At 42.6% G+C, this 14,938-nt stretch carries 10 protein-coding genes and 6 tRNA genes; 3 read left to right on the top strand and 13 right to left on the bottom strand.

What is annotated here, in order from left to right; translation table 11 throughout:
- Positions 1 to 2: 2 nt before the first annotated feature.
- Positions 3 to 983 carry an ABC transporter ATP-binding protein gene (locus B158_RS0105235; protein WP_018624305.1) on the top strand — a complete coding sequence of 327 codons (981 nt, stop codon included), beginning with the start codon at positions 3 to 5 and terminating at the stop codon, positions 981 to 983.
- The gene (locus tag B158_RS0105230; RefSeq protein ID WP_018624304.1) at positions 983 to 1,771 is read left to right on the top strand and encodes an ABC transporter ATP-binding protein; all 789 of its coding nucleotides are present in this window, start codon (positions 983 to 985) and stop codon (positions 1,769 to 1,771) included. Before B158_RS0105235 ends, B158_RS0105230 begins: the two co-directional genes overlap by 1 nt.
- Positions 1,772 to 1,845: 74 nt before the next feature.
- Here B158_RS0105230 and B158_RS0105225 read toward each other — a convergent pair whose 3' ends face one another.
- The 6 genes from B158_RS0105225 to clpX all read right to left on the bottom strand — a co-directional run bounded on the left by B158_RS0105225 (position 1,846) and on the right by clpX (position 8,387).
- Positions 1,846 to 3,759 (bottom strand): SurA N-terminal domain-containing protein, encoded by a 1,914-nt coding sequence (locus tag B158_RS0105225; RefSeq protein WP_156823081.1) that lies wholly within the window; start codon positions 3,757 to 3,759, stop codon positions 1,846 to 1,848.
- A gap of 193 nt (positions 3,760 to 3,952) precedes the next feature.
- Positions 3,953 to 4,029, bottom strand: a tRNA-Asp gene (locus tag B158_RS0105220).
- Positions 4,030 to 4,067: 38 nt separating this feature from the next.
- Positions 4,068 to 4,143, bottom strand: a tRNA-Val gene (locus tag B158_RS0105215).
- A 13-nt stretch (positions 4,144 to 4,156) separates the two neighbouring features.
- Positions 4,157 to 4,429 carry an HU family DNA-binding protein gene (locus B158_RS0105210; RefSeq protein ID WP_015780967.1) on the bottom strand — a complete coding sequence of 91 codons (273 nt, stop codon included), beginning with the start codon at positions 4,427 to 4,429 and terminating at the stop codon, positions 4,157 to 4,159.
- A gap of 170 nt (positions 4,430 to 4,599) precedes the next feature.
- Positions 4,600 to 7,008: an endopeptidase La gene (gene lon / locus B158_RS0105205; protein WP_018624302.1), complete on the bottom strand. Its 2,409-nt coding sequence runs from the start codon at positions 7,006 to 7,008 to the stop codon at positions 4,600 to 4,602.
- A gap of 110 nt (positions 7,009 to 7,118) precedes the next feature.
- A complete protein-coding gene (clpX, locus tag B158_RS0105200) occupies positions 7,119 to 8,387 on the bottom strand; it encodes an ATP-dependent Clp protease ATP-binding subunit ClpX (RefSeq protein ID WP_018624301.1) in 1,269 nt (422 codons plus the stop codon).
- Between the two features lie 305 nt (positions 8,388 to 8,692).
- Between clpX and B158_RS0105195 the strand changes: the two genes are divergently transcribed.
- On the top strand, positions 8,693 to 10,588 hold the full coding sequence (locus tag B158_RS0105195) for a metallophosphoesterase (RefSeq protein WP_018624300.1): 1,896 nt from the start codon (positions 8,693 to 8,695) through the stop codon (positions 10,586 to 10,588).
- Positions 10,589 to 10,609: 21 nt separating this feature from the next.
- Here the strand turns inward: B158_RS0105195 and B158_RS0105190 are convergent, their stop codons facing one another.
- The 7 genes from B158_RS0105190 to B158_RS0105160 form a co-directional block, all read right to left on the bottom strand.
- Positions 10,610 to 11,959: an NTP/NDP exchange transporter gene (locus tag B158_RS0105190; RefSeq protein WP_018624299.1), complete on the bottom strand. Its 1,350-nt coding sequence runs from the start codon at positions 11,957 to 11,959 to the stop codon at positions 10,610 to 10,612.
- 213 nt (positions 11,960 to 12,172) lie between these two features.
- Positions 12,173 to 12,790: an ATP-dependent Clp endopeptidase proteolytic subunit ClpP gene (gene clpP, locus B158_RS0105185; protein WP_018624298.1), complete on the bottom strand. Its 618-nt coding sequence runs from the start codon at positions 12,788 to 12,790 to the stop codon at positions 12,173 to 12,175.
- Positions 12,791 to 12,873: 83 nt separating this feature from the next.
- Entirely contained in the window at positions 12,874 to 14,172 is a 1,299-nt protein-coding gene (gene tig, locus B158_RS0105180; protein WP_018624297.1) for a trigger factor, read from the bottom strand.
- 156 nt (positions 14,173 to 14,328) lie between these two features.
- Positions 14,329 to 14,413 (bottom strand) — tRNA-Leu (locus B158_RS0105175).
- Between the two features lie 93 nt (positions 14,414 to 14,506).
- Positions 14,507 to 14,582, bottom strand: a tRNA-His gene (locus tag B158_RS0105170).
- Between the two features lie 42 nt (positions 14,583 to 14,624).
- Positions 14,625 to 14,701 (bottom strand) — tRNA-Arg (locus B158_RS0105165).
- Positions 14,702 to 14,734: 33 nt separating this feature from the next.
- A tRNA-Pro gene (locus tag B158_RS0105160) sits at positions 14,735 to 14,811 on the bottom strand.
- Positions 14,812 to 14,938: the final 127 nt, after the last annotated feature.

Here is a 14,938-nt window from a genome sequence, read left to right as displayed (position 1 = left end):
CTATGAGTTTGCTGCAAATTGAAAACCTGAATGTGGACTTTATGACAGACGATGGTCTGGTTAGAGCTGTCGACAAGGTTAAGCTCAACATAGAAAGCGGTCAGGTGATTGGAGTCATTGGCGAATCGGGTTCAGGCAAGAGCGTAATGGCGCTTGCCATTGCTGGCTTACTGTCTCCAGCGGCCAGAATGCAGGCGGATCTGTTTAATCTGGATGGTCATGATCTCACTCGAATGAGCCTTGCAGAAAGACAGAATCATATAACCAGCAATATCTCAATAATTTTTCAAGAGCCAACCTCGAGCTTAAATCCAGCTCTGACTATAGGCTATCAGCTGGATGAAACCATTCGATTCCATGAAGGTGGAACTCCAAAACAACGCAAAGAGCGTGCGCTGGAGCTCTTGTCGCAGGTTGGCATCATGGACGCCAAAAGACGATATAAAGAGTATCCACACCAACTATCTGGTGGGCTGAATCAAAGGGTTATGATTGCCATAGCACTAGCCTGCCAACCCAAGCTGTTGATTGCAGACGAACCTACAACAGCACTTGATGTTACCGTCCAGTCTCAGATTCTTGACCTGCTGTTAAAAGTGAAAGAAGAACATGATATGGCTCTGATGCTCATCACTCATGACTTTTCGATTCTGGCGGAAACAACCTCAAAAGTACATGTCATGTATTGCGGACAAATTGTCGAATCAGGCAGAACTTATAACTTATTGAGCCAGCCATATCACCCATACACAAAAGCTCTCCTTGATAGCGTTCCGCATTTTGGTATGCGCTATAAAAAAGGACGCCGCTTATTTAATCTGCCCGGCACCACGCCACCAATCAGTCATCTACCTGTTGGCTGCTACCTTGGACCTCGTTGCCCCTATGCAGCCAAAAAGTGTGTTCAGTCTCCAGAGCTATTCAATATTAAAGGCCGCAGAGTTCGCTGTCACTTCCCTCTGATTGAAGAGGAGGATTCCTGATGCCTAGTTTGTTATCAGCCAAACTTATTCGTAAGTCATACAAGGTTTCCAATAACCCTTTCAAGCAACGCTATCTTGAAGTGGTTAAAGGTATAAGCTTTAGCTTAAATGCGGGACAAACCTTGGCGGTTGTTGGTGAATCTGGCTCAGGTAAGTCTACACTAGCCAGAATTCTAGTGGGTGCAGAAAAGCCCGACAGTGGAGAGCTTTTATTTGAAGGCAATAATATTATTAAGAATAGCTCTTTTAGCTGGTACCGTAATATCCGAATGATATTCCAGAACCCCTCGGCCTCACTAAACCCCAGGGCAACCATCAGACAAAGTCTGGAAGAGCCACTAATCAACGCCAAAGCAGGCAATAGTCAAAGTCGCAAAGATAGAATCGCTGAGGTACTTGATTTAGTGGGATTAAGACCAGAGTATGCTGAACGCTATCCACACACTTTTTCTGGTGGTCAGCGTCAACGTATCGCGATTGCAAGAGCGCTTATGCTCAATCCCAAAGTCATTGTCGCTGATGAGCCAGTTTCCGCACTGGATGTTTCCGTTCAGGCACAAATTATTAATCTATTACTCGATTTGCAGGACAGGCTCGACTTAGCCTATGTCTTCATTTCACATGACCTGGGACTGGTACAACACTTCAGTGACAAGGTACTGGTCATGCATAACGGCGAACAGAAGGAATATGGCCGTGTTGGTGAGGTCTTTAGTCAACCCCAGTCAAGATATACTCTGGAATTGTTAAACGCCTCAGCAAGCTATCGTAAGGCTATCGAGAAATAAAAAAGCCACCCAATTAATGAGTGGCTTTTTAAATAACTTCTATCACCTGATACTATTCAGGTTCTAATCAGAGATTATTGCGTAACCTCTGACTTCTCCCTGAAGTTCTGCATCAGACTTTGCATTTCTGCCTGAGCACTAGCATTAGCTAATCTTTGCTCAATCTGCTGACGCGTTGCATCATCCATGGTGTCAGGATCAGGATAGTTAACAGCATTGACTTCAACTACTACATAATCACCGTTGAATAGCTGCTCTACCGAACGGCTTGCCTGACCTTCAGCTGGAGCTTTAACATTAAATATTGCATTAGTCAGATCAAAACCAATAGCTGTATCACGTCGTTTCAGGCCTGTGGTCTCGCTCCAGCTTAAACCTTCTAAACTTAATAAAGTTTCAGCATCCTCGCCTTCTTGTAGACGGGCCAACACCTGTTCTGCAAAATCTTTAGCAGCTGTTCGAACTTTCTCTTCTTTCAAAGTTGCAACTACTGTTTCTTTAACTTCGTCCAGAGGCTGTACTTGAGCAGGCTGATACTCTTTAACCGTTACATAAACGATATCATTGTTGGTCAGCTCGATCATGTCACTAACTTCTGTAGACTCTAGAACCGATGCAGAGAAAGCTTTCTCAAGGAATACAGGATTTGCTGTAAGGCCAGTTGCAGAACTTTCACTGAACATACCGGTTTCCTGAACTTCCAGACCAACCTGTTCAGCAAATTTATCGAGATCATCACCAAACTCGAATAAGTTTTCATTCAACTTTGACTGTTTAGCGAAAAACTCTTCCTGGGCTTTTTCGTTAGCAAGAGTTTCTCGAATATCACTCTCAACTTCAGCTAAAGGTGTTGTCTGACTTTCTTTCTTATCAACTAGCTTGATAATGTGATAGCCATATTGAGTTTCAACAACCTCAGTCATATCACCAACGTTATTCAAAGCCAATGCTGCAGCTTCAAACTCAGGCACCCAGCCGGTACCTGAAGGGTTCTCATCAGACGTCGGAATTGCATCTACCCAATCAAGCTGTCCACCGTTTTCACCACTGAAAGTATCACTTGAGTGCTCCTTTGCTAATTCAGCAAAATCAGCGCCATTTTTGAGCTGATTTAACAGTTCACTAGCTTTTGATTCAGCACTATCAATAGAATTATCGATTAAGATATGTGCAACTAATATTTCAGTAGGGTCCTGGTAATTTGCTTTATTCGCATCATAGAACTCCTGAACCTGCTCTTCACTAATCTTGTCTTTGTAGCTCTCAGCCAATTGTTCAGTGGATAAGCGGACATAACGTAAGTTTATTTTTTCAGACTGCTCGAACTGAGCCTGATTCTGTTGATAGTACTCTTCAACTTCTTCACTTGTCACGTCAACCGAGTCAGCAAAATCTTCCTGCGAAACTCGAACATAGCGAACATCACGAGATTGTTCCTGCAAGCGGTAATAGCTATCAACTTCATAATCCAAAGCGAAATTAGTAGTGCCTAGCCCTTGATTAAGTTGCTCCTGTGCAATTTGCTGACGGGCATACTGACGTAGTTGGTCTTCTGACCAACCCATCTGGGCCATAATCATTTTTGCCTGCTCTGGAGAATAGATACCGCCTATCTGAAATTGCGGAAACTCCCTGATCCAGCTTTTGATTTGTTCTTCAGAGGCAGTTAGGCCCGCTTTATTAAGGTTGGCCTTAATAACCTGCTCATTGATAAGCTGTTGTTTGATTTGTTCGCGCAACAACTTTTGACTGGCTTCAGTTGCGTATTGCTGGTCAAACTGCTGACCCATCTGTTGACGTACACGATCAACGCCTTGCTGAATTTGCGCACTTGTAATCTCTGCGCCTTCAACTTCTGCAACTTTATCTGGGTTACCACTAAACAGGGTACCCGTAAAATATCCTGCAAAAATAAAGAAGATGATGATGACAAATAATATCACCTTCATTATTGGGCCTTGCATGCTTTGCTGTATTCTTTCCAACATCATGGCTGAAACTACCTATTTGTTAATTATTCAGTCCGAACATTAAACTTTAAATTATAATTCAATCTACCCAGTTACTCAGCATTAATTCACTATTAATCACTTAGTCGATAAAAAGGATAACCTGAAAGCTCAGGACGCAGACTTGGATACTGGATAAAAAAAACGCGCCTTGGTAGGCGCGTTTAGTTTCTGGCGGAGCGGACGGGACTCGAACCCGCGACCCCCGGCGTGACAGGCCGGTATTCTAACCAGCTGAACTACCGCTCCTAAATTGTCGTTTTACGGACGCCACGCTAAAAGAAGCATGGTGGGTGGTACTGGGCTCGAACCAGTGACCCTCGCCTTGTAAGGGCGATGCTCTCCCAACTGAGCTAACCACCCGTAAAAACGGCGGCTAGTTTACCGCGTCTTTAAGAGCTTTACCAGCTTTAAAACCAGGAACTTTTGCAGCCTTGATCTGAATAGTTTCACCAGTTTTTGGATTACGACCTGTACGAGCAGCACGCTCTTTAACTGCGAAAGTACCGAAACCAACTAGAGATACTTGTTCGCCCTTTTGTAATGAATCCGTAATTGCGCCTAACATAGAGTCTAGTGCACGACCTGCAGCTGCTTTAGAGATATCCGCGCCAGCTGCGATAGCGTCGATTAGTTCTGATTTATTCACTCACTTTCCCCTTTTATTTAGAGTAATCTGAAGTACAAAAAATAAGCAGTAATTATTAGCGTTCTACTGCACAACTCAAGGTCTGCTGTTATATCAACTGAGCCTTTTATGTGTCAAGAAAATTTCCGATAAACGGACAAAAAGCCTGCTAATTGCAGGCTTTTTGTGCATTAATGAGCATGAATCTTATCTTGCTCGTCAACTTTCCCTGTTTCACTCTCGGGCGCTTCTGAGACTGGTTTACTGATTGGCTCAGGAGGTCTCTCCAGTGCAATATCAATCACTTCATCAATCCACTTCACGCAAACAATCTTCAAATCTTTTTTAATATTATCCGGTATATCGGCCAAATTCCTTTCGTTTTCCTTCGGAATTATGACTGTTTTAATACCACCTCGGTGCGCCGCCAGAAGCTTTTCTTTTAAACCGCCGATCGGTAATACTTCACCTCTCAAAGTGATTTCACCAGTCATTGCGACATCCTTTCTGACAGGAATATCCGTTAGGCTAGAAATAATAGCCGTACACATACCAATACCTGCGCTAGGCCCATCTTTAGGTGTCGCACCTTCAGGAACATGTATATGGATGTCTTTCTTCTCATAGAAGTCGGCTTCAATCCCAAGCGCAAGACAACGACTTCTAACCACTGTCATAGCGGCTTGAATGGACTCTTTCATCACATCGCCCAGTTGGCCGGTATAGGTTGTTTTACCTTTACCATCTACAACTACTGACTCAATAGTCAACAACTCACCGCCCACCGATGTCCAAGCAAGGCCTGTGACCTGCCCTACCTTGTTAGATTCGCCAGCACGACCATAATCGTAGATCTTAACACCAAGATATTGATCAAGATTTTCATCATTAACCGTAACCGTTTTTTCTGGTTTGTCAGCTAGCAACTGCTGCTTAACGGTTTTACGACAAATCTTAGAGATTTCTCTCTCTAGATTCCGTACACCTGCCTCACGGGTATAATAGCGAATTACTCCTAATATAGCCGAGTCTTCCAGTGCCAACTCACCTTTTTTCAGTCCGGCATTTTTCATCTGCTTAGGTACAAGGTAGCGTTTAGCAATCTCAAGCTTTTCAGCTTCGGTATAGCCCGGGATTCGAATAACCTCCATCCTATCCAACAGAGGCGCTGGAATATTCATGGAATTTGAGGTTGCCACAAACATAACCTCGGACAAGTCATAATCAACCTCAAGATAGTGGTCATTGAAGGTATGATTCTGTTCAGGATCAAGCACTTCTAACAGCGCAGAAGATGGATCACCACGCATATCCATCGACATTTTGTCTATTTCATCGAGCAGGAAAAGTGGGTTTTTAACACCAACCTTACTCATTTTCTGCATTAACTTGCCTGGCATAGCACCGATATAAGTGCGTCGGTGGCCTCTAATCTCAGCCTCATCACGGACACCACCTAATGCCATACGAACATACTTACGACCGGTAGCCTTGGCGATAGATTGGCCCAGAGAGGTTTTACCGACACCTGGAGGGCCTACCAGGCATAATACTGGCCCTTTGAGCTTTTTCACTCGCTGCTGTACTGCCAGATATTCAAGAATACGGTCTTTAATTTTTTCTAGCCCATAATGGTCAGCATCCAAAGTCTCTTCAGCATTCTTCAAGTTGTGTTTAACGCGGCTTCGCTTGCTCCAGGGCATACCCAGAAGCCAGTCAATATAGCCCCGTACAACCGTCGCTTCGGCTGACATAGGAGACATCATCTTAAGCTTTTTCAACTCGGCTTCTGCTTTCTCCTTAGCTTCTTTAGTCATGCCTGATTCTTCAATTTTACGAGCCAGCTCTTCATGCTCGGAGACGGTTTCTTCACCTTCACCTAGCTCTTTCTGAATCGCCTTAATTTGCTCATTCAGATAATATTCGCGCTGATTTTTTTCCATCTGGTTTTTGACACGACCACGAATACGCTTCTCGACTTCAAGCAAATCCATCTCGCTTTCCATCTTTGCCATCAGCTGCTCAAGGCGCTCAGCAACGCTTTCCATTTCCAGGATTTGCTGCTTATCTTCAATTTTTAAAGACATGTGAGCAGCGATGCTATCAGCCAGACGGCTTGGGTTCTCAATCCCAGATAAGGTTGTCAGTATCTCACCCGGAACTTTCTTGTTTAGTTTCACATATTTGTCAAAGCTGCTTAAAGCCGCACGAGCTAAAGAGTCAGCCTCATCGTTGTGCTCACTTTCTGTTGGAATAAGCTCAACTTCAGCAACAAACATAGGATCAGTATCGACATACTTTGTAACTTTAGCTCGTTGTACACCTTCCACTAATACTTTGACATTACCGTCGGGCAATTTAAGCATCTGTAGTATGGTTGCAACACAGCCGTAATCATAGATCTGCTCTGTATCTGGCATATCTTCGGTGGCTTCACGTTGTGCGACCAGCATGACCTGTTTGTCGCCATTGGTAGCCTCTTCAAGCGCCAGGATTGACTTCTCGCGACCAACAAACAGTGGAATCACCATATGTGGGAACACTACGACATCTCGCAGTGGTAGCAGAGGAAGTTGTTTGGTAGTAGTTTCTGTTTGCATGAATCATTAATCCTGAATAAGTAATAAAAAAGGGGCGAAGTTAACCTCCTCCCCTTTACTTAACTGTCTTTGCTCACCACCAAGCTCATTATTAAGCCTGATAACGAAGGCTACTCAGCAGCAGCTTGTTGTTGGTTGTCATAAATCAGTAGAGGCTCTGCCTCACCTTTTACCACAGCCGCATCAATACATACTTTGCTGACGCCTTCGAGGGAAGGTAAGTTATACATGGTGTCTAATAAAATTTCTTCAAGGATAGAGCGTAAACCACGAGCACCTGTGCGACGCTGCATAGCTTTATGAGCAATAGCAGACAACGCATCTTTGCGGAACTCTAAATCCACATTTTCCAATGAAAACAATTTACTATATTGCTTGGTTAGTGCGTTTTTTGGCTCTGTCAGGATTCTGATTAAGGCGTCTTCATCTAGCTCCTGCAAAGTTGTAACGATTGGTAACCGGCCAATAAACTCAGGAATCAGGCCAAACTTCACTAAGTCGTCAGGCTCGACGGCTTTGAGCATTTCGCCAATAGCCTTACCTTCTTTAACCTGCTTAACGTCAGCACCGAAACCGATACCGCCTTTTTCGGTGCGTTCCTGAATGATCTTCTCAAGGCCTGCAAAAGCACCGCCACAAACAAATAAGATATTTCCAGTATCAACTTGCAGGAACTCCTGCTGCGGGTGCTTGCGACCGCCTTGCGGAGGCACGGATGCAACAGTTCCTTCAATCAGTTTAAGCAAAGCTTGTTGAACACCTTCACCTGAAACATCACGCGTAATAGAGGGGTTGTCGGATTTACGAGAAATCTTATCAATTTCGTCAATGTAAACAATTCCGCGCTGAGCTTTCTCAACGTCATAATCACACTTCTGCAACAATTTCTGAATGATATTCTCGACGTCTTCACCCACATAACCGGCTTCAGTCAAGGTTGTCGCATCTGCCATGGTAAATGGCACATCGAGCATGCGAGCCAAAGTCTCAGCAAGCAGGGTTTTACCACTACCTGTTGGACCAATTAGAAGGATGTTACTTTTACCCAGCTCAACTTCTTTATGCTCGCTGGAAGCAGGCTCACTTTCTAATCGTTTGTAGTGATTGTAAACAGCTACAGACAATACTTTTTTGGCGCGTTCCTGGCCAATGACATACTGCTCCAAAAATTCAGCTATTTCTTTTGGCTTAGGTAGGTGGCTACGCGATTCTTTTGCAGCAACCTCCTGAATCTCTTCAATAATTATATCGTTACATAAATCTACGCATTCATTGCATATAAAAACTCTTGGACCGGCAATGAGCTTCTTTACTTCATGCTGGCTTTTGCCACAGAAAGAGCAATATAACGTTTTGTTGTCTGAGTTATCGCTACTCATCGTTACCTCATAAGACTGTCACTACAGTCCGTTAGACATTTCCACCGCCAAAAGGCGTTTCTATCACGCTTTATTGAGGCTAAACCTCCGAAACTCAAGGTCTGGCACTCATTTTATTTCTCGCTACTAATTACAGTATCAAAATAATTACTCTAACAAAAGCACAAATCCCTTCACTTACTGTCTAATCCACAGTAACCAGAACCTCTGCAGCCAAATTAGCACCAACTTATACTTATGCTAATATCCTTAATATTTAAAGCGCTCGGTATCGGAAACGAAGTAACTATATTAGAGGCAGACCCATGAGCCATACCAAATCGATAGTAATTAAGACATTGCTGATATTCACTTTAATATTTAGTGGATTGCTCAATGCAAACCCAGTGCAAAGTAAAACTGTAGTATTAACCGATGTGCATGGTGACTATGTCTCGCTGATCAGTTTGCTTAAGGCCACAAATGTAATCAATGACGAGCTGGAATGGAGCGGTAATACGGCTACCTTGATAAGTCTGGGGGATAATCTTGACCGAGGTGCAGAATCACGCAAAGTCATCGACCTGTTTATGAGACTTGAAGATGAGGCCGCCAATAGTGGTGGAAATGTCATAGTTCTTCTTGGCAATCATGAAATCATGAACATCATTGCTGATCTTCGCTATGTCTCTGACCAGGAGTTTCTTGCTTTCAAACCAGAAGAATCTGCCAGCTATCGTGAGTCGGTCTACCAGGACTATCTAAATTACTCTAATCTTGAGCATTCCAGCGAAAGCCTGAAAAGCTTCAATCGGCTATATCCACCCGGATATTTTGGTCTGGTTGAGGCCTACTCCCATTCGGGCAAATATGGCAAATGGCTACTTGAGAAGGATACGGTCAAAGTTTTTCAGGATCGACTTTATCTACACGCAGGTATCTCTGAAGAGCTACTCGACCTTGGTTTTAGCGAGCAACAGATCAACCGTCAGATTCGCCAGACTGTTAAGTCCTATTCTGAGCTCTATCACGAATTCATAGAGCTGGGATTATTTAAGCATTATTTCAATAAGCGAGAAAGAATCGAGGTTCTGGAGGCACTACTAGCTGGCCAGATTAAACAGGATAGATTTACCAAAAGAAGTATATTGAAAAAAGCAGAGGAGTTTATAGAGCTTTCTCAATCTCTATTAATTACGACAAAGGGACCAGTCTGGTATCGTGGCAACATTTATTGTCATGAATATATGGAAAGCCATACCATAGAAAAAGCCTTAAAACACTTTGGTGTTAAGCAAGTTCTTGTTGGCCACACCCCAGATGATAGCCGAGTTGCACGCTCCCGTTTTGATGGAAAATTGATTCTTTTGGATACAGGCATGCTACAGGCATACTATAAAGGCCAGCCCACAGCCGCAGTAATCGAAAATAACCAGCTCCGGTTAGTTAATCTTAAAGATCCAAGTAATACAGAACCACAGCCGGATCCAGTTAGAAAGCCTTTGTATCCAAACCAGTTGAGTGATGAGTATCTATCTGAATATTTTGCAAATGCTGAAGTTATTTCTGAAAAACCATTATCAGACTTTTACAGCAAACCATTAAAGCTAACTTTTGATTTCCAGGGGAAACAACACAATGCAATTTTTAAATACATGGATAGCGATCCAAAACTGGAAAATAAAAGAAAGCATTCTCGTCAGGATAATTTTGCCGATCGTTTTTTATATGATCTGGCAGCCTTCAAACTGGATAGGCTTTTAAATTTATACATGGTTCCGTATACAGCAGCCTTTACCTACAAAGATCAAGAAGGCATCATTCAATATTGGATTGAAGACTCTATCAGCAAAACTGAACTTATCCAAAGTAAGCAGCAGTTAGAGGGTTACTGCTCGGCTGATGATGAAGAAGAGTTAATGCAAATATTCGATTTGCTGATTCATAATGACGACAGAAATACAGGCAATAAACTTTATAGCTTAGATACTGGTTATTTATGGCTCATTGATCATACCCGAAGCTTCCGTAACCTATACACGTTACCGGAATATGATCTCCCTCCGGTGGCTAAACTATCCGTTCAGTTAGAGCAACAGTTAAAGTCTCTTTCTAAGGATAACCTCAAGGCTGAACTAGGTTTCCTGTTGAATGATAAACAGATAGTGGCTCTGTTGAAAAGGCGAGATAAATTATTGCAGCTTTATGGTCAGAATCATTAGTGGTCAGCATATATACGACCACTAACTATTACCGTTTTTTGTCGACCAATAGATCTCGTCCTCCATGTCTCTATAACGGTTTCTAATCCTAAAAGCAATGAGGAAACAGCCAAATGCCAGTAAAGCATTAAGCATGATAAAAGCAATTTTATCGGCGGCATAAAAAGTGACGCCAATGGCAACTACTGCACCATATAATAAGTCACCAAAACGATAAAAGAATCCTTCAATGACATTCTTTCCGATATATTTATCTTCCCTCGATATAGGCAGAAAAAGAGCATGCCGGGTGGTATTCTGTATAGAATAATTAGCACTGTTTTCTACAATCAGAGTCCATTTAATTAGAGCAAATACCGGTAGGTATAGCACCAAAGTGTAATTAAACATCATCAAGGTAGGCAGAATTAATATAGAAGCTCCCACACCAATCCATTTAAATATCTTTGCAACGAGAAAAATCTGCAAAAGAAGTCCAAATAGTGTTATCCATGCAATATAACCAGCATAAAACTCTGTCATATATGACTGCCTGTCTTCGCCTACTAGCTCAAGACCTGAAGCAAACTCTACAACAAACTTGGCTAAAATGTACTCCCCCATTGAGTTTATAAAATTAATCAGCACAATAAATGCTGCGATAAGAGATAAATATGGTTTTTTCAAAAGCTTTACTATTGCAAGGTACCACTTCTGAGACTTTATTGGCTCTGCCGATGAGATAGACCTGGAATCTGAAGGTACTGCTTTAAAACAATAGGTGGTAAGAAGCGCTGCAATGACCAACAATAGTGCTGAAAGCGCCATCAAACCAGTGACCCCAATTAATTGATAGCTCCAACCTGCACACCGGGATCCGACCCATGCCCCGATAGCTCCACCCACGGCGATCAGTATAAATAGGCGACTACCCGCTTCGGTGCTGTAGCAATCAGCGCAAAATGCCCAATAAAGAGCAATAACAACCACACTGAACACTCCTAACCAGATATAGAAGATAACGCCTATCGCAGCTCCTATATAACTGAGTAGAGCGAAGACGATTATGTTCATACTAAAAAAAAGCATCACGGCTTTAATAAATCGTGAATGGTCGTTATTTCTCGAGTAGGCAAAATAAAATTTACTGAACAGAGGCGCCAGTAAAAGCAAAAGTCCCGCCTGTATTGAAGTTGAGTAGCTTTTTACTTCCGCAGTACTTTCGGAAAGGATCAACGGGTCCCTGATGACTTTAAGCAGATAATAGGAAAACATGAGTATGAAAAGAGTCAGGAAATGCAAAGCGGTGCTTTTACCTTCTCCTGGACGGATTTTGACAATCCTGGAAAGTTTAGTCTCTAACCAGCTGAATTTTCGTTGTTGATCATCCATAAATGCCCCAATTAAAGGGATTCCCTATTGATTAAGCCAAGAACGACACTGGACTTACAGCTATTTATTCTAACCTATCTAGAATTAGACAATAAAAAAGGTAAAAAGCTGCACTAAACTGGATGATATCTAAAATAATGATGAAGTGCGAAAAGAAATGAACAAGCTCTTGCCTGAGGCAAGAGCTTGTTTAGGGATGAACAGTAGGAGGGTTTAGCTTTGCTTTCTTGAACTGATGATTGAATCTACCAGACCATACTTAACGGCCTCATCTGCAGTAAGGAAATTATCACGGTCAGTATCTTTTTCTACTTCTTCAACCGTTTTACCACAGTGATCGGCCATAATCGAATTAAGCCTATGTTTTAATTCAGTAATTTCCTGAGCATGGATGGCTATATCTGAGGCCTGCCCCTGGAAACCGCCTAGCGGTTGATGAATCATCATACGCGAATTTGGCAGAGTATGGCGCTTACCTTTTGCACCACCAGCCAACAATAAAGCACCCATACTGGCGGCCTGACCCACACAAACCGTCGACACATCAGGGCGAATAAACTGCATAGTGTCATAGATAGCTAATCCAGCAGTTACGACGCCGCCTGGTGAATTGATATATAAATGAATATCTTTGTCTGGATTATCAGACTCTAGGAATAACATTTGAGCGACAATTGAATTGGCCATGTAATCTTCTACCTGACCGACACAGAAAATAACGCGTTCTTTTAAAAGTCTGGAATATATGTCATATGAGCGCTCACCACGTGAGGTCTGCTCAACTACCATTGGGATAAGGCCAGATGCCTGAGTTTCTATAATTTTACTCATGTTGTATTTCCTTGCCTGAAAATAAAAAAAGCGGAACAAGTCCGCTTCTTTTCTAGAATAAACGATAGTTTATCGTGCTACTTTTAATCCTGATTTTTGTTAGGATTTAAAAGTTCATCGAAGCTTACTGATTTCTCAGTTACTTTAGCTTTTTCCAGCACCAAGTCAACCACTGTATCTTCTAATACTAATGACTCTACTTCGCGTAAGCGATTTGGGTCACCATAGTACCAATCAATAACTTCTTGTGGCTCTTCGTAAACACCAGCCAAATCTTCAACCTGTGCACGAACTTTATCTTCATCAGCTTTAAGGCCTTCAGCTTTAATAATTTCAGAAACTACCAAACCAAGCTTAACGCGACGAGTTGCCTGCTCTTCGAACAATGACGCAGGAAGGTCAGGAGTTTGACCTTGTGGAGCACGCATCTGTTGTGCCATTTCCTGACGCATACGCTCGATTTCTTGATCCAGCATTGCTTTAGGAACTTCTACCTCATGCTTTTCAACCAACTGATTCATCACTTGGCCTTTAACTCGAGATTTAATGGCATTACGAAGCTCACGCTCCATATTCTTTTTAACATCACCTTTCAAACTGTTGATGTCGTCAGCACCTAGCTGTTCAGCTAACTCGGTTACTGTTGGAAGTTCTTTTTTGTTAACGACATGAACATGCGTTTCAAAAGTAGCTTCTTTACCTTTCAAATCGTCAACATGATAATCTTCTGGGAAAGTCACTTTAACTTCAACATCATCACCAGCAGAAACACCAACTAGTTGCTCTTCAAAGCCTGGAATCATGTTGCCTGCACCAAGCTCCAATGGGAATTCTTTTGCTTCGCCACCTTTAAATGCTTCACCATCGATGAAACCTTTAAAGTCGATAACTACTTGATCACCATCTTTTGATTTGCGCTTCACTTCAACCCAGCTAGCACGTTGGCCACGCAGGGTATCCATCATTTTTGTCAAATCTTCATCAGATACTTCAGAAGTGGCTTTTTCGATTTCAATAGCATTTAGATCAGCTAATTTAACTTCAGGATAAACTTCGAAAGTTGCAGAGAACTTAAGATTAGCACCGTCGTTATTTTCAATAAGTTCTAATTGAGGATAACCAGCAGGCATCAACTTCTCTTGTTGTACTGCCTCAAAGTAGTGACGTTGCATAACATCACCAAGGACTTCTTGACGTACTGAAGCACCATAGCGTTTCTTGACTACGCTGAATGGAACTTTGCCTGGACGAAAGCCGTTCATTTTAACGTTACGTGCCAAGTCTTGTAGGCGCTTTTGTACCGCACCATCAATGTTCTCAGCAGGAACATCAATAATAAGCTTTCTTTCTAAACCGTTGGTGGTTTCAACTGAAACTTGCATTCGCTGATCTCCAATAGGCTATCGTTAGCAATAGCTATTCTTTACATAAAATGAATATGATAAGGCTTTTGGATGAAGACTTGAAGGGAATACCATTTAATCTCTATATCGATAAATGCTTGCTATATAATGTTTAACTAAGCACCGAGATTAAAATGGTGCGAAAGGAGAGACTCGAACTCTCACGCCTCGCGGCACTGGAACCTAAATCCAGCGTGTCTACCAATTCCACCACTTTCGCATTTTTGAATGCGGGCCCTGAGCCCTCATCGTACCATATTGTTTATTCTAACTGCTTGATTCTTAGAATCATAATACTTTTGCAGATAGAATCTGGGGTGGACGATGGGACTTGAACCCACGACAACCGGAATCACAATCCGGGGCTCTACCAACTGAGCTACGCCCACCATCAACCGCTACTCTCTCCTCATGTCGGCCATTCGTTAAAATGGCGCGTCCGGCAGGATTCGAACCTGCGACCCACGGCTTAGAAGGCCGTTGCTCTATCCAGCTGAGCTACGGACGCATGTGAATCCAGACGTACGAGGCGAGAAAAAATTGGTCGGAGATGAGGGATTTGAACCCCCGACATCCTGCACCCAAAGCAGGCGCGCTACCAGACTGCGCTAATCTCCGAACTTCACAAGGGCTTGCCCCTGCGAGACGCGCATATTACTGATTTCCCCCATTACCGTCAACACTTTTTCTTTTGTTTTTTTACAAAATGTTGCTTCTGATAAAACCATTGAGCCGATAGCCAATT

Origin of the sequence: Kangiella aquimarina DSM 16071 (assembly GCF_000374105.1) — a bacterium.
Classification (GTDB): Bacteria; Pseudomonadota; Gammaproteobacteria; order Enterobacterales; family Kangiellaceae; genus Kangiella; species Kangiella aquimarina.
Note: the sequence above shows the minus strand (reverse complement) of the source record. Positions and strands in the feature narration are given on the sequence as shown.

What these genes read in the sequence shown, in the direction of transcription:
- B158_RS0105235 (WP_018624305.1), top strand. Translation starts at nt 3, where the DNA reads ATGAGTTTGCTGCAAATTGAAAACCTGAATGTGGACTTTATGACAGAC.
- B158_RS0105230 (WP_018624304.1), top strand. Translation starts at nt 983, where the DNA reads ATGCCTAGTTTGTTATCAGCCAAACTTATTCGTAAGTCATACAAGGTT.
- B158_RS0105225 (WP_156823081.1), bottom strand. Translation starts at nt 3,759, where the DNA reads ATGTTGGAAAGAATACAGCAAAGCATGCAAGGCCCAATAATGAAGGTG.
- lon (WP_018624302.1), bottom strand. Translation starts at nt 7,008, where the DNA reads ATGCAAACAGAAACTACTACCAAACAACTTCCTCTGCTACCACTGCGA.
- clpX (WP_018624301.1), bottom strand. Translation starts at nt 8,387, where the DNA reads ATGAGTAGCGATAACTCAGACAACAAAACGTTATATTGCTCTTTCTGT.
- B158_RS0105195 (WP_018624300.1), top strand. Translation starts at nt 8,693, where the DNA reads ATGAGCCATACCAAATCGATAGTAATTAAGACATTGCTGATATTCACT.
- B158_RS0105190 (WP_018624299.1), bottom strand. Translation starts at nt 11,959, where the DNA reads ATGGATGATCAACAACGAAAATTCAGCTGGTTAGAGACTAAACTTTCC.
- clpP (WP_018624298.1), bottom strand. Translation starts at nt 12,790, where the DNA reads ATGAGTAAAATTATAGAAACTCAGGCATCTGGCCTTATCCCAATGGTA.
- tig (WP_018624297.1), bottom strand. Translation starts at nt 14,172, where the DNA reads ATGCAAGTTTCAGTTGAAACCACCAACGGTTTAGAAAGAAAGCTTATT.